At 64.7% G+C, this 23,838-nt stretch carries 21 protein-coding genes; 9 read left to right on the forward strand and 12 right to left on the reverse strand.

The annotated features are described in order from the left end of the window. Window positions 1–13 precede the first annotated feature (13 nt). Window positions 14–1,912, reverse strand: a complete 1,899-nt coding sequence (locus tag AC1DW2_RS14495) for a SurA N-terminal domain-containing protein (protein ID WP_477006391.1) — start codon at window positions 1,910–1,912, stop codon at window positions 14–16. Between the two features lie 222 nt (window positions 1,913–2,134). Here AC1DW2_RS14495 and tpiA point away from each other — a divergent pair, with 222 nt between their 5' ends. The 3 genes from tpiA (at window position 2,135) to AC1DW2_RS14510 (ending at window position 5,215) form a co-directional block, all read left to right on the forward strand. Then, window positions 2,135–2,890, forward strand: a complete 756-nt coding sequence (gene tpiA / locus AC1DW2_RS14500; protein WP_354096064.1) for a triose-phosphate isomerase — start codon at window positions 2,135–2,137, stop codon at window positions 2,888–2,890. A 140-nt stretch (window positions 2,891–3,030) separates the two neighbouring features. After that, a complete protein-coding gene (gene secG, locus AC1DW2_RS14505) occupies window positions 3,031–3,417 on the forward strand; it encodes a preprotein translocase subunit SecG (protein ID WP_063983061.1) in 387 nt (128 codons plus the stop codon). A gap of 166 nt (window positions 3,418–3,583) precedes the next feature. Further along, entirely contained in the window at window positions 3,584–5,215 is a 1,632-nt protein-coding gene (locus AC1DW2_RS14510; protein ID WP_014494987.1) for a CTP synthase, read from the forward strand. A gap of 4 nt (window positions 5,216–5,219) precedes the next feature. On the opposite strand, the gene AC1DW2_RS14515 is transcribed toward AC1DW2_RS14510, so the two are convergent. The 3 genes from AC1DW2_RS14515 to AC1DW2_RS14525 form a co-directional block, all read right to left on the reverse strand. Continuing rightward, window positions 5,220–5,882, reverse strand: coding sequence for a class I SAM-dependent methyltransferase (locus AC1DW2_RS14515; RefSeq protein WP_038943059.1), 663 nt, complete (start codon window positions 5,880–5,882; stop codon window positions 5,220–5,222). A gap of 109 nt (window positions 5,883–5,991) precedes the next feature. Continuing rightward, window positions 5,992–7,368 carry a sensor histidine kinase gene (locus AC1DW2_RS14520; RefSeq protein ID WP_477006392.1) on the reverse strand — a complete coding sequence of 459 codons (1,377 nt, stop codon included), beginning with the start codon at window positions 7,366–7,368 and terminating at the stop codon, window positions 5,992–5,994. Further along, window positions 7,365–8,039 (reverse strand): response regulator transcription factor, encoded by a 675-nt coding sequence (locus AC1DW2_RS14525; protein WP_063983064.1) that lies wholly within the window; start codon window positions 8,037–8,039, stop codon window positions 7,365–7,367. The genes AC1DW2_RS14520 and AC1DW2_RS14525 overlap by 4 nt, the downstream gene beginning before the upstream one ends. Before the next feature lie 184 nt (window positions 8,040–8,223). Between AC1DW2_RS14525 and AC1DW2_RS14530 the strand changes: the two genes are divergently transcribed. The 4 genes from AC1DW2_RS14530 to AC1DW2_RS14545 all read left to right on the forward strand — a co-directional run bounded on the left by AC1DW2_RS14530 (window position 8,224) and on the right by AC1DW2_RS14545 (window position 12,973). Further along, complete coding sequence (locus tag AC1DW2_RS14530; RefSeq protein WP_063983065.1) at window positions 8,224–8,550, forward strand: NIPSNAP family protein; 327 nt, start codon at window positions 8,224–8,226, stop codon at window positions 8,548–8,550. A 128-nt stretch (window positions 8,551–8,678) separates the two neighbouring features. Next, entirely contained in the window at window positions 8,679–9,530 is an 852-nt protein-coding gene (gene kdsA / locus AC1DW2_RS14535; protein WP_477006393.1) for a 3-deoxy-8-phosphooctulonate synthase, read from the forward strand. Further along, window positions 9,530–10,741 (forward strand): MFS transporter, encoded by a 1,212-nt coding sequence (locus AC1DW2_RS14540; protein WP_477006394.1) that lies wholly within the window; start codon window positions 9,530–9,532, stop codon window positions 10,739–10,741. Before kdsA ends, AC1DW2_RS14540 begins: the two co-directional genes overlap by 1 nt. Before the next feature lie 138 nt (window positions 10,742–10,879). After that, window positions 10,880–12,973 (forward strand): methyl-accepting chemotaxis protein, encoded by a 2,094-nt coding sequence (locus AC1DW2_RS14545; protein WP_477006395.1) that lies wholly within the window; start codon window positions 10,880–10,882, stop codon window positions 12,971–12,973. Window positions 12,974–13,046: 73 nt separating this feature from the next. Here AC1DW2_RS14545 and AC1DW2_RS14550 read toward each other — a convergent pair whose 3' ends face one another. The 5 genes from AC1DW2_RS14550 to AC1DW2_RS14570 are packed head-to-tail and all read right to left on the reverse strand — an operon-like array spanning window position 13,047 to window position 19,138. Next, window positions 13,047–13,952: an HpcH/HpaI aldolase/citrate lyase family protein gene (locus tag AC1DW2_RS14550; protein WP_477006396.1), complete on the reverse strand. Its 906-nt coding sequence runs from the start codon at window positions 13,950–13,952 to the stop codon at window positions 13,047–13,049. Continuing rightward, window positions 13,949–15,211 carry a CaiB/BaiF CoA transferase family protein gene (locus AC1DW2_RS14555; RefSeq protein WP_028156065.1) on the reverse strand — a complete coding sequence of 421 codons (1,263 nt, stop codon included), beginning with the start codon at window positions 15,209–15,211 and terminating at the stop codon, window positions 13,949–13,951. The genes AC1DW2_RS14550 and AC1DW2_RS14555 overlap by 4 nt, the downstream gene beginning before the upstream one ends. Beyond that, window positions 15,195–16,298, reverse strand: a complete 1,104-nt coding sequence (locus AC1DW2_RS14560) for an ABC transporter ATP-binding protein (protein ID WP_477006397.1) — start codon at window positions 16,296–16,298, stop codon at window positions 15,195–15,197. The genes AC1DW2_RS14555 and AC1DW2_RS14560 overlap by 17 nt, the downstream gene beginning before the upstream one ends. After that, window positions 16,291–18,030, reverse strand: coding sequence for an ABC transporter permease (locus tag AC1DW2_RS14565; RefSeq protein ID WP_477006398.1), 1,740 nt, complete (start codon window positions 18,028–18,030; stop codon window positions 16,291–16,293). Before AC1DW2_RS14565 ends, AC1DW2_RS14560 begins: the two co-directional genes overlap by 8 nt. Next, window positions 18,020–19,138, reverse strand: coding sequence for an ABC transporter substrate-binding protein (locus AC1DW2_RS14570; RefSeq protein ID WP_477006399.1), 1,119 nt, complete (start codon window positions 19,136–19,138; stop codon window positions 18,020–18,022). Before AC1DW2_RS14570 ends, AC1DW2_RS14565 begins: the two co-directional genes overlap by 11 nt. A 102-nt stretch (window positions 19,139–19,240) precedes the next feature. Between AC1DW2_RS14570 and AC1DW2_RS14575 the strand changes: the two genes are divergently transcribed. Beyond that, a complete protein-coding gene (locus AC1DW2_RS14575) occupies window positions 19,241–19,915 on the forward strand; it encodes a GntR family transcriptional regulator (protein ID WP_167767911.1) in 675 nt (224 codons plus the stop codon). Between the two features lie 63 nt (window positions 19,916–19,978). On the opposite strand, the gene AC1DW2_RS14580 is transcribed toward AC1DW2_RS14575, so the two are convergent. The 3 genes from AC1DW2_RS14580 to AC1DW2_RS14590 form a co-directional block, all read right to left on the reverse strand. Next, window positions 19,979–20,776: a substrate-binding domain-containing protein gene (locus tag AC1DW2_RS14580; RefSeq protein ID WP_231142077.1), complete on the reverse strand. Its 798-nt coding sequence runs from the start codon at window positions 20,774–20,776 to the stop codon at window positions 19,979–19,981. Between the two features lie 16 nt (window positions 20,777–20,792). Continuing rightward, window positions 20,793–21,269: a preQ(1) synthase gene (gene queF, locus AC1DW2_RS14585; RefSeq protein ID WP_041960296.1), complete on the reverse strand. Its 477-nt coding sequence runs from the start codon at window positions 21,267–21,269 to the stop codon at window positions 20,793–20,795. Window positions 21,270–21,381: 112 nt separating this feature from the next. After that, a complete protein-coding gene (locus tag AC1DW2_RS14590; protein WP_477006400.1) occupies window positions 21,382–22,359 on the reverse strand; it encodes a Vgb family protein in 978 nt (325 codons plus the stop codon). A 174-nt stretch (window positions 22,360–22,533) separates the two neighbouring features. On the opposite strand from AC1DW2_RS14590, the gene eno reads away from it, so the two are divergent. Then, complete coding sequence (eno, locus tag AC1DW2_RS14595; protein WP_028149603.1) at window positions 22,534–23,817, forward strand: phosphopyruvate hydratase; 1,284 nt, start codon at window positions 22,534–22,536, stop codon at window positions 23,815–23,817. The last annotated feature ends 21 nt before the right edge of the window (window positions 23,818–23,838 follow it).

Below are 23,838 nucleotides of genomic sequence, written 5' to 3' on the forward strand. Positions count from 1 at the left end.
GCGTGCTTTCAACTCACTGGTTCGCGCCGGTCACCTGCGCGAAGGCGGCCTGATTAATGGTGGTCCCGATGTCGGTTTCAAGCTTGTTGACGTAGGAGGCGACCTGCTCGTCGGTCAACGCGCGGTCGAGGCTGTCCTTCAGCTTCTTCACCGCGTCGGACGCGGCGTCGACCGCGGGTTCGACGATGTCGGTGACGCGGAAGACGATCACCTCGCCGCCGCCGCTCACGGCGGTCTGTCCGACCCCGTCCTTGGCGGTGCGGAAGGCGGCTGCAACAACGTTGGCGGGCACGCCGGCGGGCGAGTCGTCGCGCTTGAAGCCGGAGGCGGTCTCGACCTTGGCGTTGATCGCGGCGGCCTCGTCAGCGAGCTTGCCGCCCTGTTCGAGCTTCTGCACCATCTCGGTCGCCTTGGTCTTCAGCTTGGCGGCGATCTGGTCCTGGCGCCAGCGCGCCTCGACCTGGTCGCGCACCTCGTCGAGATTGCGGTCGCGTGAGGGCGTGATGGCGAGCACGTCGTACCAGACATAGCCGCCCTTGAACGAGATCGCGTCGTTGTCGACGCCGACATCGGTGTTGAAGGCCTGCGACACCACGTCGAGGCCCTGCGGGATGCTGGTGACGGGCTGGCCGCTCGGGGCACGGCCGGAGCGGTCGACGGCGTCGATGGTCACGGCCGTGAGGCCGAGCTTCTGCGCCGCGTCGATCACGCTGGCGCCGCCGCCGCGCTCGTCTTCCATCTTGTCGCGGAGATCGTTGACCTTGACGCGGGCGCGCTCGGTGGCGATCTCGCGCTTGATGTCGCCGACAAGGCTGGCGTAGTTCGCTTCACTGCCCGGCTCGATCTTGTCGACCTTGACGATGGACGTGCCGAGACGGCCTTGGATCGGCTGGCTGATCTCGCCTGCGGGAAGGGCGAAGGCGGCATCGCCGACCGCGGGGTCGAGCGACGATTTGGTCACGAGCCCGAGGTCGACATCGGAGCTGCTCAGCCCGCGCTCCTTGCCGAGGTCCTCGAACGACATTCCGCCGGCGAGACGCTCGCGTGCGGCCTGCGCCTCGGCGACGTTGGGGAATACGATCTGATGGATCTGGCGCTTCTCCGGCGTGCCGAGCCGGTCCTTGCGCTGGTCGAACACTTTCTTGGCGTCCTCGTCGGAGACCTCGCTCCATTTGCCGATCTCTTCCGGCGAGACCACGACGAAGGAAATCTTGCGATATTCGGGCGCGCGGAACTGGACCTTATGGTCCTCGAAATAGGCGGCGAGGGCTTCGGGCGAGGGAGCGTCGATGGTGCCGGCCTGCGCGGCGTCGAGCCTGACGAATTCGATCGCACGCTGCTCGTTCTGGAAGCGCGTCAGCACGTCGATCATGGCCTTCGGCGGTTCGAGGCCGGCGCCGATCGTGCCGGTGATCTGCCGGCGCAGCGACACCTTGCGCTGCTCGGAGACGTAGCGCTGCTCGGTATAGCCGAAATTGCGGATCACGGCCTGGAAGCGGTTCGGATCGAAGCTGCCGCCGACGCCCTTGAAGTTGGGGTCGTTCATGATGACCTGGCGGATCTGCTCGTCGGACTGGCCGAGCCCAAGCCGGCGGGCTTCTTCGTCGAGGGCGGCTTCCGCGATCGTCTGCTGGAGCACCTGGCGGTCGAGGCCGAAGGCACGCGCCTGGTCAGGCGTCAGCGGCCGGCCGAACTGGCGGCTGATCTGTTGCAAGCGGTCAGTATAGGTCTGCCGGAACTCGTTCAACGAAATCTCGGTGCTGCCGACCTTGGCCACCGTGGACTGCCCGAAGCCCTTGAAGATGTCGGCGATGCCCCAAACGCCGAAACTGATGATCAACACGCCCATCACCACGGCCATAATGGTCTTGCCGAGCCAGTTTGATGAGGCCTTGCGCATTCCTCGAAGCATTTGGTCCAACTTGTTTGGCAGGAGGGGAACGGGAGCGCGTCTTAATGCAGATTCCGCAAAAGCGCGTCACCAAATTGATCAATCATCATAAAGTGGCGGCTTTCCCCCCGCAACCTCAGGCCACGCGGTCCCTCGACGCTGCGGTTAAAAGCCTTAGCTCTCTGGAACTGCCGCGACAGCTCTGCTAGCGCATGCACAAACCTCATTTTGCTGGAAATTGACATGACCGACGCCATCCGACCGCTGATCGCCGGCAATTGGAAAATGAACGGCCTCAAGGGCTCGGCTGCCGAATTCGACGCCATGCTCAAAGGCGCGGCAGAGGTGGCCGCCAAGGCCGATTTGCTGGTCTGCCCGCCGGCGACCCTGATCGCGGCCTTCGCCGACAAAGCGCGCGGCAGCAAGGTCGCGGTGGGGGCGCAGGATTGCCACCCCAAGGCCTCAGGCGCCCATACCGGCGATATTGCTGCCGAAATGCTGGCCGATGCCGGTGCGACCGCCATCATCGTCGGCCATTCCGAGCGTCGCGCCGACCACGGCGAGGGCGATGCCCTGATCCGGCAGAAGGCCGAGGCCGCATGGCGCGCTGGCGTCACCGCGATCGTCTGCATCGGTGAGACGCAAGGCCAGCGCGATGCCGGCCAGACACTGGACATCCTGCGCGGCCAGCTCGACGGCTCGCTGCCGGACGGCTCGACCGCCGCCAACCTGGTGGTGGCCTATGAGCCGGTCTGGGCGATCGGCACCGGCCTGACCCCGACGGCCCAGGATGTCGAGCAGATTCATGGCTTTATCCGGGAACTCCTGACCTCGCGGTTCAGGGCGGACGGGGCCAGGATGCGGATCCTCTATGGCGGCTCGGTCAAGCCGTCGAACGCGGCCGAGCTGATGTCCGTGAAAAACGTCAACGGCGCGCTGGTCGGCGGCGCCAGCCTGAAGGCGGCCGATTTCCTTGCGATTGCGAAGGGCTGCCCCTAGCTAATCTCAAAGCGCGGCCGTGGCCGATCGGGGGGTGGCAATGCCTCTTCTGATCGTGTAACACCGCGCAACTTCAGGAAAACCCGCGAAGCGCGATCGGCCGCCGTCTCGGCGCTGTCGGCTTGTGACGGAAGGACACTATGCAGACTGTTGTCATCGTCATTCACCTCATGATCGTCGCCGTCATGATCGGCGCCGTCCTGCTCCAGAAGTCGGAAGGCGGCGGCCTCGGCATGGGCGGAGGCGCAGGCTTCATGTCGAGCCGCGGCACCGCGAACCTTTTGACGCGGACCACCGCGATCCTGGCTGGGGGCTTCTTCCTCACCAGCCTGTTCCTGTCCTGGCATGCCGGCTACAACCGGGCGCCTTCGTCGATCATCGGCGCGCCGGCGTCCCAGACCCAGCCGGCCGGAGGCGCCCCGATCGCGCCGCCGACCTCGGGCGGCATCCTGGATTCGCTGAAGAAGGCTGACGAACAGCAGCAGAACCAGGCGCCAGCCGGCCCGCAGGTGCCGCGCTCGCAATAAAGCAGGGGGGCCATGCAGGGCGGCTTCTACCGTCCTGCATCAAAAATCCCCATCAAGGCTCTGTCACCACTCTTAGTTTTGGCTCACCCACAGGCCCGCAAATTATTTGGGGCGGAATACGAATCGCTTTGGCGAATCGAATTCGAGGGATTAGAGGTTAAGTCCCATGGCGCGGTACATATTCATCACCGGCGGCGTGGTCTCTTCGCTCGGCAAAGGTCTGGCTTCAGCGGCACTCGGTGCCCTGTTGCAAGCCCGGGGCTACAAGGTCCGCCTCCGCAAGCTCGACCCCTATCTCAACCTCGATCCCGGAACGATGTCGCCGTATCAGCACGGCGAAGTGTTCGTGACCGATGACGGCGCGGAGACCGATCTCGATCTCGGTCACTACGAGCGCTTCACCGGCCGGCCTGCGACCAAGCAGGACAACATCACCACCGGGCGCATCTACCAGGACATCATCTCCAAGGAGCGGCGTGGCGATTATCTCGGCGCGACCATCCAGGTGGTTCCGCACGTTACCAACGCCATCAAGGAATTCGTCCTCTCCGGCAATGACGATTACGACTTCGTGCTGGTCGAGATCGGCGGCACCGTCGGCGACATCGAGGGCCTGCCTTTCTTCGAGGCGATTCGTCAGCTCAAGAACGAGCTGCCGCGCGATCATGCCGTCTACATCCATCTGACGCTGCTGCCTTACATCCCGAGCGCGGGCGAGCTGAAGACCAAGCCGACGCAGCACTCGGTGAAGGAGCTGCGCTCGATCGGCATCCAGCCGGATATCCTGCTCTGTCGCACCGACCGCGAGATCCCGAAGGAAGAACGGCGCAAGCTGGGGCTGTTCTGCAACGTGCGGGAAAGCGCCGTGATCGAGGCGCGCGACGTCGACAACATCTACGCCGTGCCCGAGGCCTATCACAACGCGGGCCTGGACGACGAAGTGCTCGCCGCCTTCGGCATCGGCTCGCGGATTCCGCCGGAGCTGCGAAGCTGGCAGCAGATCAACGAGCGCGTCCGCAATCCCGAAGGCAACGTCACCATCGCCATCGTCGGCAAATATACCGGCATGAAGGATGCGTATAAGTCGTTGATCGAGGCGCTCTCGCATGGCGGCATCGCCAACAAGGTGAAGGTCAATCTCGACTGGATCGAGAGCGAGATCTTCGAGAAGGAAGATCCCGCGCCGTTCCTCGAACACGTCAACGGCATTCTGGTGCCGGGCGGCTTCGGCCAGCGCGGTGCCGAGGGCAAGATCCGTGCGGCGCAGTTCGCGCGTGAGCGCGACGTGCCGTATTTCGGCATCTGCTTCGGCATGCAGATGGCGGTGATCGAAGCCGCACGAAACCTCGTCGGCATCGAGGACGCCAACTCCACCGAGTTCGGCCCGACCAAGGAGCCGCTGGTCGGCCTGATGACCGAATGGCTGCGCGGCAACGAGCTCGAGAAGCGCTCCAAGGCCGGCGATCTCGGCGGCACGATGCGTCTCGGCGCCTATCCCGCGGCGCTCAACCGCGGCAGTCGCGTCTCGCAGGTCTATGGCGGCGCGACCGAGATTTCCGAGCGCCATCGCCACCGCTACGAGGTCAACACAGCCTACAAGGACCGCCTCGAGCAGCACGGGCTGAAATTCTCCGGCCTCTCGCCCGACGGCGTGTTGCCGGAGATCGTCGAGTACGAGGATCATCCGTGGTTCATCGGCGTTCAGTTCCACCCCGAGCTGAAGTCGCGGCCTTTTGAGCCGCATCCTCTCTTCGCTTCGTTCATTCAGGCGGCGATGGTGCAGTCGCGGCTGGTGTGATGCCTCAGGGCGCGGCGGTGTAGTCGCGCACGAGGTGCATCGGCGCCGGCGCGACCGGCATTGAGGCATCAGGCGCAAGCGTTTCCGTGACGATCTTCATCTGCGGCCGTCGCGTCAGCTTGTAGACGGCGGCCGGCGGCACGTTCAGCAAGGCGCGATCCACCAGCTTTGCACGCAAGCCCAGCCGGTCGAGCACCGGCCGCGGCACGGGGCAGCTCATCCCGTAGGTGAACTGATAGAACGCGCCTCCCGGGCGGACGTAACGGAACGCACCGCCGATAATGGAGACGACCTTGCGCGTCGACATGTTGAGCAGCGGCAGGCCGCTGACCACGGCGCCCACCGGCGCGCCGTCATAGAGCCGCTCCGTCGTGAGCCGCCCAGCATCCATCCACAACACGCGCGCGCCGGGAAAACGGATTTGCAGGAGCTTCGTGAAGTCCGAACCGTATTCGATCAGCGTGAGATCCTGCTGGCGCACGCCGCGTTTCAGAAGCTTGTAGGTGAAGGCGCCGGTGCCGGGGCCGAGCTCGAGGATCGGGCCTGTCGTTGCGGTGATCTCGCGGGTGATGAGATCGGCTAGGGCAGCGCCCGAAGGCGCGATCGCGCCGACCCGCCGCGGGGCCGACATCCAGGACAGGAAGAATGAGAGGAAATCGTTGGGCATGCGCACTCCGGCATTTCGATTGCGCCTCGCAAATCAGAGGTGAGGCGGTCGAAGAGTCGCCTGAGCGCATTGCGACAGCATTGCGCTTGAGACGCAGAGACGAATTGAATCAGCCCTGTTGCAGGGGCGGYAGCGTCATCCTGAAGCACGCACCGCCGTTCGGTCCGTCCAGGACCGAAACGTGACCGCCATGGAGGAGCATGATCTCGTGCACCATGTTGAGGCCGAGGCCGGCGCCGCGATCGAGCGGCGTGAGCCGGTAGAACGGCTCGAAGATCAGCTCGCGCTGATCGGCCGGAATGCCCGCGCCCTCGTCGGTGACCTCGATGCTGGCGGGACGGCTGACACGAATGACGATCGTGCCGCGGCGAGGGCCGTGCTGGATGGCATTCTGCACGAGGTTGGTCAGCGCGCGTTCGAGCGCGGCCGCGTCGCCGAGTACGTCGATCCGCGCCGTAGGCGCGTCGAAGGACAGCTCATAGCCAGCCGCAATCGCGAGCGGTGCGAGGTCGGCGGCAACGCCTTGCGCGACGGAGACCAGATCGACCGGCACGAATGGATGCCCRCAACGGTCGAGCCGCTGGATATCCAGCAATTGCTCGGCAAGGGTCGCGAGCCGCGCCGCATCCTCGATCAGGCGGGTCTTGTCCGGTCCCGACGGCAGCGATTCCAGCCGCGTGTTCAGGATCGCGATCGGCGTGCGCAGCTCGTGCGCGGCGTCGGCAACGAAGCGCTTGTGGCGGGCGTAACCCTGATCGAGCCGCGCGAGAGCGTCATTGACCGCGGCCACGAGCGGCACCACCTCGAGCGGAATCTGCTCCACCGACAGCCGCGCGCCGCGCTGATGGATATCGATACGCCGGGCCTGGTCTGCGGTCGCGTCCAATCCTCTGAAAGCGCGCTGCACGACCATCGGCGTCGCGATGAACGTCGCGGTCCCCATCAACAGCAGGCCGGGGAGCGCGATGCCCAGCAACACCAGCGACGTCGTGAACACCGCCTTGGCGCCGCTGAGCTTCCCCTGCGTCGCCGTGATGACCTGCACGTTGCCGACGGCCGTGTCGATGCGTTTCAACCGCGCCGCCGGCTTGCGTGGGTCGTCCTCGAAGAGCTGCCAGCCGAGCCGCGCCTGGCTGATCTGGTCGAGGGCGCCGCCGATCCCGGCGAATTCAGCCGGCACGGGGCCTTCACTGAGCGAATGCCCCTGCCTGTCGCGAACCAGCAACCAGAGGTCGGGGGCCTCCTCGCGCAACGCTTTCAGCTCAGCCGTCGGCCGCAGCGTCAGGCCGCCGGCTGCGTCGCGCGCGAGCGCGCTCTGCACGACGTCGATCACGCGGTCTTCGTCCCGTTGGACCAGCACGAAGCCTGTAGCGCACAGTGCGCCGATGATGACGACGACCAAAGCGACCAACAGCGCGGCCTGGAGCGAAAGCAGGCGCCAGCTCAGCCGAGAGCGCAGGCAATATGGGTCGGCGTGCCTGCTCACGGCAGTTTCTTCAGGAGATAGCCGACGCCGCGGATGCCGTGGATCTCCACGTGCGCGTCGGCTTCGGCAAGCTTGCGGCGCAGCCGCGAGACATGCGTATCGAGTGCGTTCGACTGGATCTCGTCGTCGAAACTGTAGACCGCTTCCTCCAGCGCCGATCGCAGCACGGTCCGGCCCATGCGGCGGACCAGGGCTTCCAACACAAGGAGCTCCCGCCGCGGCAGTTCGAGCGGAGCCCCGTCGACGCTCGCCTCGCGATGGCCGAAGTCGAAGGCGAGGCGGCCGGCGCGGATGATATCGGGCTGAACCCCGGCGGGCCGGCGCAACACCGCGCGCAGGCGCGCCAGCAATTCCTCGACCGCGAATGGCTTTGCGAGATAATCATCCGCTCCGCTGTCGAGCCCGGCGACGCGATCGGCGAGCTCGCCGCGTGCCGTCAACACGATGATCGGCACACCGTCGGCGCGCGCTCTCAGTTTCGGGATCAGGGCAAGACCGTCGCCGTCGGGCAGCTGGCGATCGAGCAGCACGGCGGCGTGCACGTCGGCGGAAATGGCCTCTTCGGCCTCGGCAAGCGTTGGCACGTGATCGACGATCATGTCGTACCGCTTGAGCGCCGAGGCCAGCGCCCCGGCCATCTCCGCTTCATCCTCGACGAGCAAAATCCGCATGATCCGCACCTGAGCCTCAACCGAGGCGTTGTAGCGGCAGTATCATTGCGGCAGCATTACGGGAACCGGGTGCGATCGGGGCCGGCAAGCCATGCGCCAGACGCCGCGGGCGGTATCGGGCAGCGCCGAAGACACCGTCACGGCCAGCCGTTATAACCCCCGACGTCATCAGGGAGGAACAAGAATGATCTATGAAATGCGCATCTACCGTTGCGTGCCCGGCCGCCTGCCGGCGCTCCTGAAGCGGTTCGAGACGGTGACGCTGAAGCTCTGGGAGAAGCACGGCATCAAGCAGGCCGGGTTCTTCACCACGCTGATCGGCGAATCCAACCAGGAGCTGACCTATTTCCTGGCGTGGGATTCGCTCGCCGACCGCGAAGCGAAGTGGGGCAAGTTCATGACCGACCCGGACTGGATGAAGGCGCGTGCCGAGAGCGAAGCGGACGGCCAGATCGTCGGCAACATCGTCAGCCAGCTCCTGACGCCGACCGCGTTCTCGGCGGTGAAGTAAGGGGCCGCCGGCGCAAGGGCCTCGCACGGAACCCCGGCGCAACCCTGATATTCGGGGGGCCCGGGGCGAATGGGGTTGATCCGACCCTGATGGCGGCTATGGTCGCGCCGAAACGAGGAACATTGGCCTTGAGCTCTTCGAATTCAGCGGCGCCGGTCGTCACCATTGGCACGGTCAAGTTCGGCAATGATCTGCCGATCTCGATCATTGCCGGGCCGTGCCAGCTCGAAAGCCGCCAGCATGCGCTGGAGGTGGCCTCCGCGCTGAAGGAGATCGCCGCGCGGCTGAATATCGGCCTCGTCTACAAGACCTCGTTCGACAAGGCCAACCGCACCAGCGCGTCGGCGGCACGCGGTCTCGGGCTCGCACAGTCGCTGCCGATCTTCGCCGAGATCCGCGCCTCTCTCGGCTTGCCGGTCCTGACCGACGTGCATGACGCCGCGCAGTGCGCCGAGGTGGCGCAAGCTGTGGACATCCTCCAGATCCCGGCCTTCCTGTGCCGGCAGACCGATTTGCTGCTGGCGGCCGCCGCGACGGGCAAGGTCGTCAACGTCAAGAAGGGACAATTCCTCGCGCCCTGGGACATGGCCAATGTCGTGACCAAGATCACGACCGCGAACAATCCCAATGTGCTCGTCACCGAGCGCGGCGCCTCGTTCGGCTACAACACGCTGGTCTCCGACATGCGCGCGCTGCCGATCCTGGCGCGCACCACCGGCGCGCCCGTGATTTTCGACGCCACCCATTCGGTGCAGCAGCCGGGCGGGAAGGGGACGTCCTCGGGCGGCGAGCGTGAATTCGTGCCGGTGCTGGCGCGCGCAGCCGTCGCGGTCGGCGTTGCCGGCGTCTTCATCGAGACCCATCCCGACCCTGATCGCGCGCCCTCCGACGGGCCCAACATGGTGCCGCTGCGCGAGTTCGAAGGGCTGATCCGCACGCTGATGGCATTCGACGCGGTGACGAAAAGCACAACGCGCTGATGTCCCCGCCTGCGACCGGGCCGTCGTCCGACCAGAAGTTTCCGCCCGCGATCAATATCATCGCGCTCGCGAGCTTCTCGGCGGCGTTGTCCACGCGCGCGCTCGATCCCGTCCTGCCGCATGTCGCGGAAGATTTTTCGATCAGTATCACGACGGCCGCCAGCATCGCGGCCGGCTACGCCTTGATCTACGCGCTGGTTCAGCCGGTGATCGGAGCGGCCGCCGATCTGTTCGGCAAGGCGCGGTTGATGACGCTGTGCCTGGCGCTGCTTGGCGTCTCCTGCATTCTTGGCGCGGTCGCGACCACCTTCTCGGGCCTGTTCGCGAGCCGCATCCTCGCCGGGATCGCCTCCGGTGGCGTATTTCCGGTCGCCCTCGGCCTGACCGCCGACCTCGTTGCACCCGCCAAGCGGCAGGTCGCGATCGGCCGCACGCTTGCAGGTTCGATGACCGGCAATCTGCTCGGTGCGACCGCCTCCGGCATCATCGGTGAACTCATCGGCTGGCGCGGTGTGCTCATGATGCTCGGCGCACTCGGCCTGATCGCGGCCGTTGCGGTGGCCGCGGGCTTTCGCGGTGCCGCGCTGACGGCGCCGCCGAAGACCGATCTGAAGGCCTTGCGGCAGGGCTACCGGACCATCTTCGCGAACCCCAACACGCGCTACTGCTACTCGGCGGTCTTCGTCGAGGGCTGCTGCGTATTCGGCCTGTTTCCATTCATCGCCGCGCTGCTGTTTGATCTCGGCGAGAAGTCGCCGTCGATCGCAGGCATCGTGATCGCGGGCTTTGCGATCGGCGGACTGTTCTACACTTTCACGGTCTCACGCTTCCTGCCGTGGCTCGGCGTCAAGGGCATGATGATTGCGGGCGCGGGCCTCGTCGGACTGCAGCTCGGCGTGCTCGCCTTCGGTCCCGGATGGAAGCTGCAATTCGCCAGCATGCTGGCGATGGGCTGGGGGTTCTACATGATCCACGGCTGCCTGCAGGTGTTCGCCAGCGAGCTGTCGATCGGGGCGCGGGCAACGGCGATGTCGCTGCATTCGTTCTTCTTCTTCATGGGGCAGACCGTTGGCCCGATCGCCTATGGCCTTGGCCTCCAGCACGGTGGCAAGGTCTCGACCCTGCTCACGAGCGCCGCGATCATGATGGTGCTTGGTCTCGTCTGCGCCCGGCTGCTCAAGCAGCGGGCACCCTCGGACGCACGGGTCTGAGGGGAGTATCGAACTACCGGTTTCCGTATTTTCCCGGAAGAGATTGGTAGCCAAAGCCGTTCAATCTTAAATCAAATCTCATCGTTCGCTCCGTAGATTGCCCGCGAACCGCGTATTGGCGGCAATATGGATCAGTCGATGCAAAAGCAGCGTTCAGTCGCCCGCATCCTCGGGGCGGTGGTTGGGTCTCTTGGTCTCGTTCTCGTCGTCATCTGTGCCTATGCGCTGAAGCTTGCGGTCACCCGCTACTCGGACAGCAACCGCATCGTCTCGCTCGCGGTCGCCAGCCGCGACCTGACCAATACGCTCGTGATTTTTCGCCTGGAGCGCGGTGACACGCTGAGCTATCTGGCGTCGGCCGCCCCCGCGCCCGACACCGTCATGAACAGCCTCGCCGAGCAGCGAGCCACGGTGCAGAAGAATTACGCGCAGGCCTTGCAGAGCCTCGCTTCCGCTGAAGCGCCCGGTCTTGCCGAAAAGCTCGACAAGCTCCGCGGCATCTGGGCGCAGCTCGAGGAGCTGCGGCCGCGCGCGGTCACTGCGCTGAAGCAGGAGAAGGCGGCGCGTGACGCGAACCTGCAACCGAGCTGGGCCAAGATCAGCGACGCCTATATGGACGCGATCGGCGACGTCACCGCCCATGTCGACAACGCGATGACGCTGATCGATCCCGTGGTCGATCGCCTCCTGATCGCCAAGCAGGCCTCCTGGCAGGCCCGCGCCAACGCAGGTCAGTCCATTCTCGTTCAGTTCTCCTCGATCCTCGCCAACAAGAACTGGACCGCAGCCGATGGCGTAACCTTTGCCGATCTGCGCGGGCGCATCCAGCAGTCCTGGGTGGTCGTGCGCGATCTCAGCCCGAATGTGGCCTCGCCCGAGCTGTTGCAGGCGATCCGTAACGCCGAGCCGGAAATCTCCGGCGCGCTTAGCGACGAACGCAACGCCATTGCGACCAAGCTGCTCGCCGGCGAGCCCGCCGGCGTCGCAGGCATCGACTACCGCGATCGTCAGCTCGTCGGCGCCAACAATGTCGTCATGGTTACCCAAACCGCGCTCGCCAACATGATCTCGCGGGCCGAGGAGGGCGCCTCGCGCGCCCGCTTCAGCCTGATCCTGTTCGGCCTGCTGGTGCCGGCCTCGCTGGCGCTGACGATCGGCGGGCTGATGCTGATGCGCAACCGCGTCACCCGRCCGCTGACCGCGATCACCGGTGTCATGACCCGTTTCGCGGCGCATGATTTCGCCGGCGAGGTGCCGGGTCTCGGCCGCAACGACGAGATCGGCCGCATGGCCGCGGCGCTCCAGGTGTTCAAGGAGGCCATGATCAACGCCGAGCGCCTGTCCGGCGACCAGGCCGCCGGGCGCGCCGACAAGGAGAAGCGTGCATCCGAATTGTCCGGCCTCGTGCGGCAATTCGAAAGCCGCATCGGCCAGATGGTACAGACGCTGTCGAGCGCGTCGGGCGAGCTGGAGACGACCGCGCGCTCGATKTCGGGCACGGCGGCCGAGGCCCAGACCCAGGCCGGCTCGGCCTCGACCTTGGCCGACCAGGTCGGCGGCGGCGTGCAGACCGTGGCGGCCGCAGCCGAGGAGCTCAACGCCTCGATCCGCGAGATCAACCGCCAGGTCGAGCAGGCGACGCGCGCCACCGAGCAGGCGGTTGTCACCGTCAAGGAAACCGACAGCACCATGCGCGCGCTTGCCGACGGCGCCGATCGCATCGGCGAGGTCATCGGCCTCATCACCTCGATCGCCGGCCAGACCAATCTGCTGGCGCTGAACGCGACGATCGAGGCAGCCCGAGCCGGCGAGTCCGGCAGGGGTTTTGCGGTGGTGGCGAGCGAGGTGAAGAACCTGGCCTCGCAGACGGCGAAGGCGACCGAAGAGATCAGCGCCCAGATCACGGAGATCCAGGGGGCGACGCAGAAGGCGGTCTCGGCGATCGACGGCATCGTCAAGACCATCGAGGAGGTCTCGAGCATCAACCGCGTCATCGCCGCCGCCATCGAGGAGCAGAACAAGGCCACCGCCGAGATCGCAAACACCGTGCAGCACACGGCGGAAGCGACCTCGACCGTCACCCGCAACATCGCAACCGTATCGTCAGCGGCGAACGAGACCGGCCGCGCCGCGTCCGGCGTGCTTAAGGCCGCCGCCAACCTGTCGAGCCAGTCGACCTCGCTGACGTCGGAGGTCGACGGCTTCATCAGCAAGGTGAGGGCGGTGGCGTAAGGGCTGCCGCGCGCTCTATCGAATGTCCTTGGCCCCCAGAGACGGCGCTTCGCGCCGCGCTGGGGTGGCACAATCAACGAGGGCGATGCGCGCGGGCGGCGATTGCTTGCGCGCGTTCGAGCAGCGCTTCGGCGCGCTGCACGATCGGAATATCAATCATCTTGCCGTCGATGGCGAAGGATGCGCGGCCCTCGGCAGCCGCCTGCTTGTTGAGCGCAACGACGCGCTCGGCGTCCGCCACCTCCTTGGCGGAGGGGCTGAAACCCTCGTTCAGGATCGGCACCAGCGACGGATGGATACAGGCAGAACCCACGAAGCCAAAGTCCGCAGAGCGCCTGACGATCCTTGTGTATCCTTCCAGATCGGAGAAATCGGCGACTGAGCCGATGGTGCCGAGCGGCATGATGCCGGCGGCGCGGGCTGCCTGCACGACCTGTTGCTTCGGCATCAACAGGGTTTCTTCCGTCGGCCTGGCGCCGATGGCGGTGGCATAATCTTCCGCACCCAGTGAAATGCCGGCCAGCCGCGGGATCGATCGCGCGATCTCGTGAGCCCTAGAGAGAGGACCGGGCGCCTCGATCAGGCCGACAAACCAGATCTTGCCGATGGGCAATCCGCGCTCGATCTCCAGTCTGGTCACCATCTCGTCGAGCAGGCGCAGATGCTCGGCGCCTTCGACCTTGGTGATCTTGATCGCGTCCACGCCGGCGATGACAGCCGCTTCCAGATCGGGCACCGCCAATTCGAGCGGCTGGTTGATCCGCACCATGACATCCGAACTTCCGGTGTCGCGAAAGCGCTTCACGATGCCCGGGATCAGCTTTCGAGCGTTGGCCTTTTCAGCCAGCGGCACGCTGTCCTCGAGATCGATGATCAGCGCATCCGCGCCGCGCTCGACGGCCTTGACCACGAACCGCTCGACGTTCGCGGGTACGAACAGCGCAGAGCGCCAGACCGGGAATTTTCGTTCAACTGTCATGTGCTGGTTTCCTTCACAACGCCCGAGGCGAGGGCGGCATCGATGTCGTCAGGGCTGAGGCCGGCTTCGGCCAGGATGGTGCGGCTGTGCTGACCGAGGCGTGGCGCAGGCGTCCGGATGCTTCCGGGCGTCTCGGACAGGCGTACCGGGACGGCGTGCATCGGGAACGTTCCCATGTCCTCGTCGGGATAGTCGGCCAGCAGTCCCCGGGCCTGCACGTGGCGATCGTTCATCAAGCGGACGGTGTCGTTGACCGGACCGATCGTGACCTCGGCCGCCTCGAAGAAGGCGACGTTGTCGTCGACCGTTCGTGTCGCGATGAAATCACCGATGATCTTGTCGAGTTCGGCGACATGGACGAGCCTCTGCTCGTTGGTCTTGAACTTTGGATCCTCGCAGAGCTCCGGGCGGCCGATCGAACGTAGCACGCGCATCGCCATGCCTTGCGTGGATGCCGACAGACAGACCCAGCCGCCATCGAGCGTGCGGTAGACATTGCGCGGTACCGAGCCGCTCGAGCGGCTCCCGCTGCGCGGTTTGACCACGCCGGTCAAACGGTAATTTGCCGCCTGAGGCCCGAGCGAGTTCACGATCGGGTCGAGCAGCGGCAGGTCGATCACCTGTCCCTTTCCGCCGTTGATCTCGACCTCCCGAAGGGCCGCCATCGCGGCGAACGCTCCGGTGAGACCGGACAGGGCATCGGCCAGATACATCGGCGGCAATACCGGCTCACGATCGGGGAAGCCGTTCATCTCGGCGAAGCCCGAAAAGCCTTCCACCAATGTCCCGAAGCCGGGCCGGCGATGATAGGGGCCGGTCTGCCCCCATCCCGATATGCGAACGATCACGAGCTTGGGCTCTAGCCGCAGCAGTTCCTCCGGCGAAAGCCCCATCTGCTCGAGCGTGCCGGGACGGAAACTCTCGACCAGCATCGCGGCGCCGGGAATCATCTTGCGGATCAGCGGCACCGCTTCGTCGTGACGGAATTCCAGGCAGATGCTGCGCTTGTTGCGCGAATGGATCTTCCAGTTGGTCTCGACACCCTTGGTGCGCCAGCCACGCAGCGTATCGCCTTCGCGCGGCTCGACCTTGATGACGTCGGCGCCGAAGTCGGCGAGATGCTGGGTGAGCAGATTGCCTGCGACCAGCCTCGAGAGGTCGATGACGCGGAGCCCTGTCAGCGGGCCGCGGACACCGGGGGTGTAATCGGCCTGATGCAGTCCGCTTTCGGGAGAGGTGGCGTCAGTGGGATTTGCCATGGTTCCGTTCTGTAAACAGGATGCCGCCGGTGACAGGCAGCCACAGGCGCAACTGGCGGTCAGTCGTTGCCTCCTGGGTTTCGATGCGGATCTGATTTCCGCCGACGCTCAATCCGATTTGCCATCGGCCGCCGACATAGGAATGGCTGACCACGTCGGCTTCAACGATCGAACCTCCGATCGCCTGATCGTTGGCCGCCGCCAGGCGCATCTGCTCAGGACGATAGGCAAACGTGACCTTGTCGCCCAGTAATGGACGTTTGTCGGACTTGATCAGAACGCGCTGACCATCGGCGAGACTGACTAGTGTCTGTCCATCGCCGTCGGGCGCCCCGACCACGTCGCCGTTCAGGAAATTGGTCGTTCCGATGAAGTCGGCGACGAAACTGTCTGCCGGCCGCGTGTAGATCTCTTGGGGCGAGCCGATCTGGCTGATGCGGCCGCCATTCATGACCACGATGCGGTCGGACAGAGCCAGCGCTTCGACCTGGTCGTGCGTCACGTAGATCGTCGTCAGGCCGAGGCGCGTGCGTAGTTCGGCGAGCCAGGTCCGGGCGCGGTCGCGCAGCTTTGCATCGAGATTCGACAGGGGCTCGTCGAGCAGGAGGATTTCGGGCTGGTAGACCAACGTTCGCGCGAGCGCGACACGCTGCTGCTGGCCGCCCGAGAGCTGATGCGGATAGCGGTCCTGAAAGCGCTCCATCTCGACGAGAGCGAGACTCTCCTCGACGCGGCGCTTGCAGTCGGCGGTCGATACCTTGCGCAGCTTGAGCGGAAACACGACGTTGTCATAGACCGTCATGTGCGGCCACAAAGCGTAGCTCTGGAACACGAGCCCGCAATGGCGCGCTTCCGGCGGCAGGAAGATTCCCTTTTCGCCGTCGAAATAGGTCTTGTTGCCGACGCGGATGCGTCCGCTCGTCGGTTGATCCAGTCCGGCAATGGCGCCGAGCGTTGTTGACTTGCCGCACCCTGACGGCCCCAGCAGCGTGACGAACTCGCCATCGGCAACGTGGATGTTGACGTCGTCGATCGCTTTGACCGGTCCGTACCGCTTGTGCAGGTTCTCGATCAGCAACTCAGCCATAAAGCTTCACTCCGAGAAAAGCGCGCGCCGCGGTGACACAGAGGCCGATCACCAGGATCTGGATGGTCGCCAGCGCGGACACCAGACCGACCTCGCCCTGCGTCCATGCCTGGAGCAGCGTGGTCCCGATCACTTCGCTGCCGGGTGCGAACAGGAAGATCGCTGTCGTGTATTCCTTGAAGAACGTGATGAAGAGGATGATGAAGCAGGCAACGAGTGCCGGCCGCAATAAAGGCAAAACGATGCGCCGGCTCGTCGTCCACCAGTCCGCGCCCTGCGTACGGGCGGCGCGATCGAAATCCGGGCTCATCTGCAACAACATCGGAGCAACCGCACCGAGCCCCACAGGAATGAAGTGCATCGTGAAGGCGGCAACCAGAATCCAGATCGTGTTTCGGAGGCCGCCCAGGCCGGGCACGAGCGCAAACGCGTAGAAGAAACCGATACCGGCGACGACGCCGGGCACGGCACGGGGAAACAGCGCGACGTAGTGCAGCGCGCCGCGCCAGCGGAAGTCGGACCGCAGCACGATGATGGCGATCAGGGCGACCATCGCAGTGGCGACGACGCCACCGACCGAACTGACGATCAGCGAGTTCCAGATCGAACGCGGGTAGACCGGGTATTCGAGTATGTTGGCGAAGTTGCCGAGCGTCAGCACCTCGCTGATCGGCACCATCGGCGACAGCAGGCTCGTGAAGGCGCGCAGCAGCAGCGCGCCGATCGGCATCACGACAGTTGCGGTGATGTAGATCGCCGAGACGATGCAAAGCGGCCAGCGCAGGTTGTTCAGGCGGAAAGGGCGCGGTCGCGTGGCCTTGCCGCCGAGCGTGACGAAGCGCCTTGTGTTACCGAGCAGGCGTCCTTGTAGCCACACCAACACGCAGACGACGGCAAGCATCAGCACGGCAGCCGTTGCCACCAGCCCGTGATCGGGGCGGGCCGACGCCACGCCGTTGTTGTAGAGGAACGTGGTCAGCACAGTGATGCCGGCGGGATCTCCGAACACCAGCGGAATTGCGAGGAGCTCCAGCCCCACAGTGAAGTTCAGCACGGCACTATAGGCGATCGCCGGCATGAGGAGCGGCAGCGTGATCCGCCACAAGGTCCTCAAGGTGCCGGCGCCGGTCACGCGCGCGGCTTCCTCCAAAGTCGGATCGGTGATCGAGGCCGACGACATGCAGTAGATGTAGGCGACCGGTGCTTGCGAGACGCCCGCGATCATCGCCATGCCCGGCAGCGAGTAGAGATTCCAGGGCGCGCCGTCGAAGATCGACTGAACCAGAAGCGTGAGGTAGCCGGCCGGTCCGTAGATCGTGTACCAGCCGAACGACAGTACCAGCGCCGAGAGATAGATCGGCCACAGGAAGAGCTCGCCAAACAACCGCGCAAACGGCATGTCGGTGCGGCCGAACAGCACCGCCGCCAGCGTGCCCAGCGTCTGCGAAATCACGGTGGTGAGGGTGGCGAACACGAACGTATTCCAGATGACGAGCGCGAAGCCGTCGGTGCGAAGCAGGCGCCCGAAATTGCCCAGCGTCAGTTGCTGGCCGGAATCGTAGAGCGCACGATCCAGGAAAGATTGATAGAGAACGGGCAGGAGAGGCGCTGCGATCAGGACAATGGTCAGCAGCGCCATGCCGTACTGGATGACGGTATCGCGGCCGGGCAGCGGCTTCGGCAAAGCGTCCGCGGCCGACGACCCCAGCGCGCTGCTTGCGTCAAGCGACATTGAAGGTCTTTTTCCAGCGCGCGAGGAAGCTGTCGTAGTCCCGCACCGCGTCCCGATCGTAGCCGATGTAGCAGATGTTCTGCTCGCCGACGGCTTCCACGATCGACGAGTAGGTGTGACGGATTCCGTCGCCCGGCTTCACACCAGGGCGTGCCGGCGTCAGGCCGCCCCGTCCGAATGCGCGCTGACCGTCCTCCGAGACGACGTAGTCGAGCATTAGTTTTGCTGCGTTGACGTTCTTCGAACCCTTCGGAATCGCGATGCCGCGCAGCACGACCGGCTGACCGTCTCTGATGAAGCTCCAGCCGAGGATCTTTGCCCGGGCCGGATCGTTCAGGCGCGGCCAGAAGGTGATGGCCGAAACGAAGAAGCCCATGGTGTATTCGCCGGAGGTGACCTTCTCGGTCATTGGGCCGCCGGAACGCTCGAATCGGGGCGAAAGCTTTGCAAGTTGGGCGAACCAGTCCCAGGCCTTTTCGCCGTGCTTCTTCACGAACGCGTAGCTGATGCCGTAGCCGAATGTTGTTTGATGCACGCCGTAGCTGGTGATGCGGTTGCGCCAGGTCTTCTCGTTTGCGACCGCAAGCTCGACGAACTCGGCAAGTGTCTTGGGACGCTTGCCGTCGGCCACCAGCGTGTTGTTCCAGATCAGCGCCATGGGGTCGGACGAGACGGTGTAGACGCCGGGAAACGGCTTTGACCAATCCGGCCAGGCCTTCGCTTCGGGCGATACGTAGTCGAGGACTTCACCGCGCTCCTGGAAATCGATCCATCCGCCCGGATCGGCCGTCGCGATGAGGTCGCAGGTGCGGCTGTTGGTGCTCCGCTCGGCCAGATATCGCTCGAAGCTCTCGCGGGAGGCGGGGAGATCCAGGGTCTCGACCTTGATCTTCGGGTAGAGCTTGTTGAAGCCCTCGATCACGGGACGCCAGTTTTCCGGCGACATAATCGAGTAAATGAGGAGGCTGCCCTCGTTATGAGCGTCGTCGATGATCTTCTGATAATTCTCGGGATACCCGTTCGGCGCCGCCTGGGCCGTGCCCCGGAGCCCCATCGTGACGCCGAGAACCGACATCACCATTAAGCTTCTACGATCGATGCCTGACATCTACTGTTCCTCCGCCCGCCGCGATTTGTTATGCACATTTATTGGCGCCAATTTGTGCGCAATAGTTTTGGCAAGTCAAGCGCTCCAAAAAGGGAAGCAGCCATGAAAGTACGGAAGGAGCAGAAGAGGCTGTTGGCGGCGGAAATCGGTGCCGCCATCCTGCAAGGCGACTACCGGCCGGGCGAATGGTTGCGCCAGATCGACCTGGAAGAAGCCTTCGCTGCCAAACGGTTTGACGTTCGCAGTGCGCTGACCCAGCTCGCCGCAAGCGGGATGGTGACGCATGTCGAAAATCGCGGATACCGGGTCGCGCAACCCGACTTGAACGTCGTTCGCGAGATATTGGCGATCCGCACGCTGCTCGAAGTTGAAGCGGCAAGGCAGGCGCTACCGAATATCGGCCCCGACGAACTCAAGAAGATCAAGCAGGCTCAGCAAATCTTCGAAGATGCTGTGGCGCGCGGCAGCAAGGCGGATCAGGCAAATACCAACGCAGCCTTTCACGACGAGATCTATCGCCATGCAGCGAACCAATCGCTCGCCAGCCTCATCGTGGAAATCAGAAATCGCGCCAGACCAGGGCCGATTGCTTTGTGGCCCTCGAACGCCGAGCTGCAGAGAAGTGCTGCACACCATGTCGAGATCGTCGATGCGATCGAGTCTCGCGATCTCGCCGCGCTCGTTGCAGCAGTGCGACGACACATCGTCGAATCCGGCGCCAACTATCCGGCGCGCGATCTCGGTCCGGTCAAGAAGACCTCAGCAGCCTCCGATTGACTAAGATTGGCGAAGCCAATCTGTTGAGGGCGTGTCAGGAGCAGCGCGTGGAGTAGGCCTGCCTCAATTCGCGCCCCCCGCCGGGATCGGCTCCATGCCGCTAGCGATGATCACGTCGCGCGCGGCGGGGGAGGCGAGGAATTTTATGAGGGCACGGCCGGCCTCGGGCTCCTTCGAACCGGCCGCGATCCCGGCCGAGAAGATCGTGATCTTCTGCAATTCGTTCGGCAGCGGTCCCACGATATCGATGCCCTTCACGGGCTTCAGCTCGCTGATCTGCTGGAAGCCGAGCTCGGCCTCGCCGTGCGCGACGATCTCGCCGACGGGTGTTGCCGGAATCTTTCGTGCCTTGTCCTTCATGACGTCGGCGATGCCGAGCTTGTCGAACATCTCGGTCGAGACGTAGACGCCGCTGGCGCTATCGGAATAGGCGATCGTCTTCGCTGCCAGCAGCGCGCGCTTGACCGCCTCCACCGAGCCGATGTCCGGCTTCGGCGCACCCGATTTCACGGCAACGCCGATCGGCGATCTGGTGAGGTCGACCTGGCTGCCGGCCACGACCTTGCCCTTGCCGGCGAGGTCGGTGAGGGCATAGCCCACCATGATCAGGACATCGGCKGGTTCGCCGCGCTCCAGCCGGACCGGGATCGCATTGGTGGTCGTCCCCATCGACGGCCCATATTCCGTCAGCACTTTGTTGCCGGTGGCCTTCTCGAATTCCGGCACGAGCGCCTTGTAGGCAGCCGTCAATCCGCCCGAGATCATCACATGGACCTCGGCAGCTTCGGCCGCGCCGGTCAGCCACAGGACGGTCAGAACGCCGAAGGCAATGTTGCGGAATGTTGCTGATATCGATGTCATCGTCATTCGTCTCCAACTAACCCCGTCCGCGATACGGCGCGACGCCTTGCTCCGGCACCCACAATCCCTTCGGCACGCGGCCGGTCTGCCAGAACACGTCGATCGGGATGCCGCCGCGCGGATACCAGTAGCCGCCGATGCGCAAGAACTTCGGCTTGATCTCGCTCGCGATGCGCTTGCCGATCATCACGGTGCAGTCCTCATGGAATGCGCCGTGATTGCGAAAGCTCGCGATGTAGAGCTTGAGCGACTTCGACTCCAGCAGCCACGGGCCGGGCGCGTAATCGATCATCAGATGCGCGAAATCCGGTTGTCCCGTGACCGGGCAGAGCGAGGTGAATTCCGGCACGGTGAAGCGCACCAGATAGTCCGTGCCCTTTTGCGGATTGGGTACGCGGTCGAGCTGAGCTTCTTCCGGTGTGTGCGGCCATTCGACCGCACGGCCGAGCTGGAGGGATTTCTTCGCCATCGTCGTCACATCCTGTTCGAGCATGATCCGGAAAAGTGGGCACCGGTTTTCCGAAAGATCATGCTCAACTAAAAAACCGGAGCGCGATAAGATCGCGCTCCAGAGGATGCCGGGATGGACGCAAATGTCGCCGCCGTCAACCGGCCGCGATCGTCTGGATCATGACGATCCGGTCGTTGCCGGACTCGCAGCCCCACAGCTCGCCCGGGCGGCCGTCGAGCTGGCGCACATTGGCATTGGCCTTGTCGCTGGCGAAAACGTTGAACCGCTCGGTCGTGGGATCGAAGCGGACGATGGCATTGGCGGAGAAATCCGTCAGCCAGACCTTGTCCTTGTCGTCGACATAGACGGCATAGGTGCGAGGGCGATCGCCCGGCAGCTTCCAGGTTTTCCAGGAGCCGTTGGCGGGATCGTGCACCGAGACGTGACCGCTGTTCCACTCGCTGACCCAGATCCGGCTTTGCGAATCTGACCAGACCCGCCGCGACCCCTGGCTCGGCGTCGGCGGCTCGACAATGGCAGCATTGCCGGTCGCAAGATCAATCTTCGCGATATAGCTGCCGGCCAGCGAGGCGTACCAGACCTCACCCTTGGGCGTCACCGCGATGCCGTAGGGTCCAACACCCTTGGGCGCCCTGAACACGTCCATCTCGCCCGATCCCGGCTTGAGCCTGCCGTAATAGCCGGACTGGCCGGTGAACCAGTAGGTACCGTCCTTGTCGAACACGCCGGTGTTGAGATTTGCGGAGGCGAACTTTTCGGGCAGGCGGAACAGCGTGACCTTGAGATCGCCGGGATCGACCCGGGCGATCGCGTTCTGGCCGCCCTCGGTGATCCAGGGGGCACCGTCGGGGCCGATCGTCACGCCGTGCGGCGCGGCGCCCTGGCCGAGGCTGACTGTCTTGAAACTGCCATCCCGGGGGGCGAGCCTGCCCAGCATGCCCTTGCCCTGCGCCGTGAACCAGACCGTGCCGTCGCGACCGGGGGCGAGGTCGTGCAGGCCGATGCCGGCGCTGATGGGGAAATATTTTGTCCGGAACAGGCCTTCCTGCGCAAAACTTGGGCGGACGGCGAGGAGGGCAGCGCTCGAGGCAAGAAACTGGCGGCGGTTCATGGCGTTACCCCGACTGTTTCAGATTGAGGTTGGACGCGCAGAGCAGGCGACTTCAAGGATAGTCCGAGCCTGCTCACGCGTCAGTCGAAGCACGCCGTCCAAGCGTTCACATTTGCTTGCGGCCCGTGTAAGACCCCCGGCACCGATCAGCCCTAACGAACGGAAGTGCACATCATGACCGCCATCATCGACATCATCGGCCGCGAAATTCTCGACAGCCGTGGCAATCCCACCGTCGAGGTCGACGTCGTGCTGGAAGATGGTGCGCTCGGCCGTGCCGCGGTGCCGTCCGGCGCCTCCACCGGCGCCCACGAGGCGGTGGAACTGCGCGATGGCGACAAGGCCCGCTATCTCGGCAAGGGCGTCACCAAGGCGGTCGGCGCTGTCAATGGCGAGATCTTCGAGGCCCTGAGCGGCCTCGATGTCGAGCAGCAGGCCCAGATCGACCAGATCATGATCGACCTTGACGGCACGCCGAACAAGAGCCGGCTGGGCGCCAATGCCATCCTCGGCGTCTCGCTCGCCTGCGCCAAGGCAGCCGCGAACTCGCTCGACATGCCGCTCTATCGTTACGTCGGCGGCACCTCGGCGCGTCTGCTGCCGGTGCCGATGATGAACATCATCAATGGCGGCGTGCATGCCGACAATCCCATCGACTTCCAGGAGTTCATGATCCTCCCCGTGGGCGCGTCGTCCTTTGCCGAGGGCCTGCGCTACGGCGCGGAGGTGTTCCACACCCTGAAGTCCGAGCTTAAGAAGGCCGGCCACAACACCAATGTCGGCGACGAGGGCGGTTTCGCCCCGAACCTGCCGTCGGCGGACGCCGCGCTCGAATTCGTCATGAACGCGATCGGCAAGGCCGGCTACAAGGCCGGCACCGACATCGTGATCGGCCTCGACTGCGCCTCGACCGAGTTCTTCAAGGATGGCAAGTACGTCTATGAAGGCGAGGGCAAGACCCGCTCGATCTCCGAGCAGGCCAAGTACCTCGCAGACCTGGTGTCGCGCTATCCGATCGTGACCATTGAGGACGGCATGTCGGAAGACGACATGGACGGCTGGAAGGAGCTCACCGACCTCATCGGCAAGAAGTGCCAGCTGGTCGGCGACGATCTCTTCGTCACCAACGTCAAGCGCCTGGCCGAAGGCATCAAGGCCGGCCGCGCCAATTCGATCCTGATCAAGGTCAACCAGATCGGTACGCTGACCGAGACGCTCGCTGCCGTCGAGATGGCGCACAAGGCCGGCTATACCTCGGTGATGTCGCACCGCTCCGGCGAGACCGAGGATTCCACCATCGCCGACCTCGCGGTCGCCACCAATTGCGGGCAGATCAAGACCGGCTCCCTTGCGCGTTCGGACCGCACCGCCAAATACAATCAGCTCCTGCGCATCGAGCAACAGCTCGGCAAGCAGGCGCTCTACGGCGGCAAGGCGGCATTGAAGGCGCTGGCATAAGCCAGCGCTCCAGCTAGGACA

Source organism: Bradyrhizobium sp. P3_C3 (assembly GCF_056402655.1).

Coding starts and splice junctions, on each gene's coding strand:
- AC1DW2_RS14495 (WP_477006391.1), bottom strand. CDS start 1,912: ATGCTTCGAGGAATGCGCAAGGCCTCATCAAACTGGCTCGGCAAGACC.
- tpiA (WP_354096064.1), top strand. CDS start 2,135: ATGACCGACGCCATCCGACCGCTGATCGCCGGCAATTGGAAAATGAAC.
- secG (WP_063983061.1), top strand. CDS start 3,031: ATGCAGACTGTTGTCATCGTCATTCACCTCATGATCGTCGCCGTCATG.
- AC1DW2_RS14510 (WP_014494987.1), top strand. CDS start 3,584: ATGGCGCGGTACATATTCATCACCGGCGGCGTGGTCTCTTCGCTCGGC.
- AC1DW2_RS14515 (WP_038943059.1), bottom strand. CDS start 5,882: ATGCCCAACGATTTCCTCTCATTCTTCCTGTCCTGGATGTCGGCCCCG.
- AC1DW2_RS14525 (WP_063983064.1), bottom strand. CDS start 8,039: ATGCGGATTTTGCTCGTCGAGGATGAAGCGGAGATGGCCGGGGCGCTG.
- AC1DW2_RS14530 (WP_063983065.1), top strand. CDS start 8,224: ATGATCTATGAAATGCGCATCTACCGTTGCGTGCCCGGCCGCCTGCCG.
- AC1DW2_RS14540 (WP_477006394.1), top strand. CDS start 9,530: ATGTCCCCGCCTGCGACCGGGCCGTCGTCCGACCAGAAGTTTCCGCCC.
- AC1DW2_RS14550 (WP_477006396.1), bottom strand. CDS start 13,952: ATGACAGTTGAACGAAAATTCCCGGTCTGGCGCTCTGCGCTGTTCGTA.
- AC1DW2_RS14555 (WP_028156065.1), bottom strand. CDS start 15,211: ATGGCAAATCCCACTGACGCCACCTCTCCCGAAAGCGGACTGCATCAG.
- AC1DW2_RS14560 (WP_477006397.1), bottom strand. CDS start 16,298: ATGGCTGAGTTGCTGATCGAGAACCTGCACAAGCGGTACGGACCGGTC.
- AC1DW2_RS14565 (WP_477006398.1), bottom strand. CDS start 18,030: ATGTCGCTTGACGCAAGCAGCGCGCTGGGGTCGTCGGCCGCGGACGCT.
- AC1DW2_RS14570 (WP_477006399.1), bottom strand. CDS start 19,138: ATGTCAGGCATCGATCGTAGAAGCTTAATGGTGATGTCGGTTCTCGGC.
- AC1DW2_RS14575 (WP_167767911.1), top strand. CDS start 19,241: ATGAAAGTACGGAAGGAGCAGAAGAGGCTGTTGGCGGCGGAAATCGGT.
- queF (WP_041960296.1), bottom strand. CDS start 21,269: ATGCTCGAACAGGATGTGACGACGATGGCGAAGAAATCCCTCCAGCTC.
- AC1DW2_RS14590 (WP_477006400.1), bottom strand. CDS start 22,359: ATGAACCGCCGCCAGTTTCTTGCCTCGAGCGCTGCCCTCCTCGCCGTC.
- eno (WP_028149603.1), top strand. CDS start 22,534: ATGACCGCCATCATCGACATCATCGGCCGCGAAATTCTCGACAGCCGT.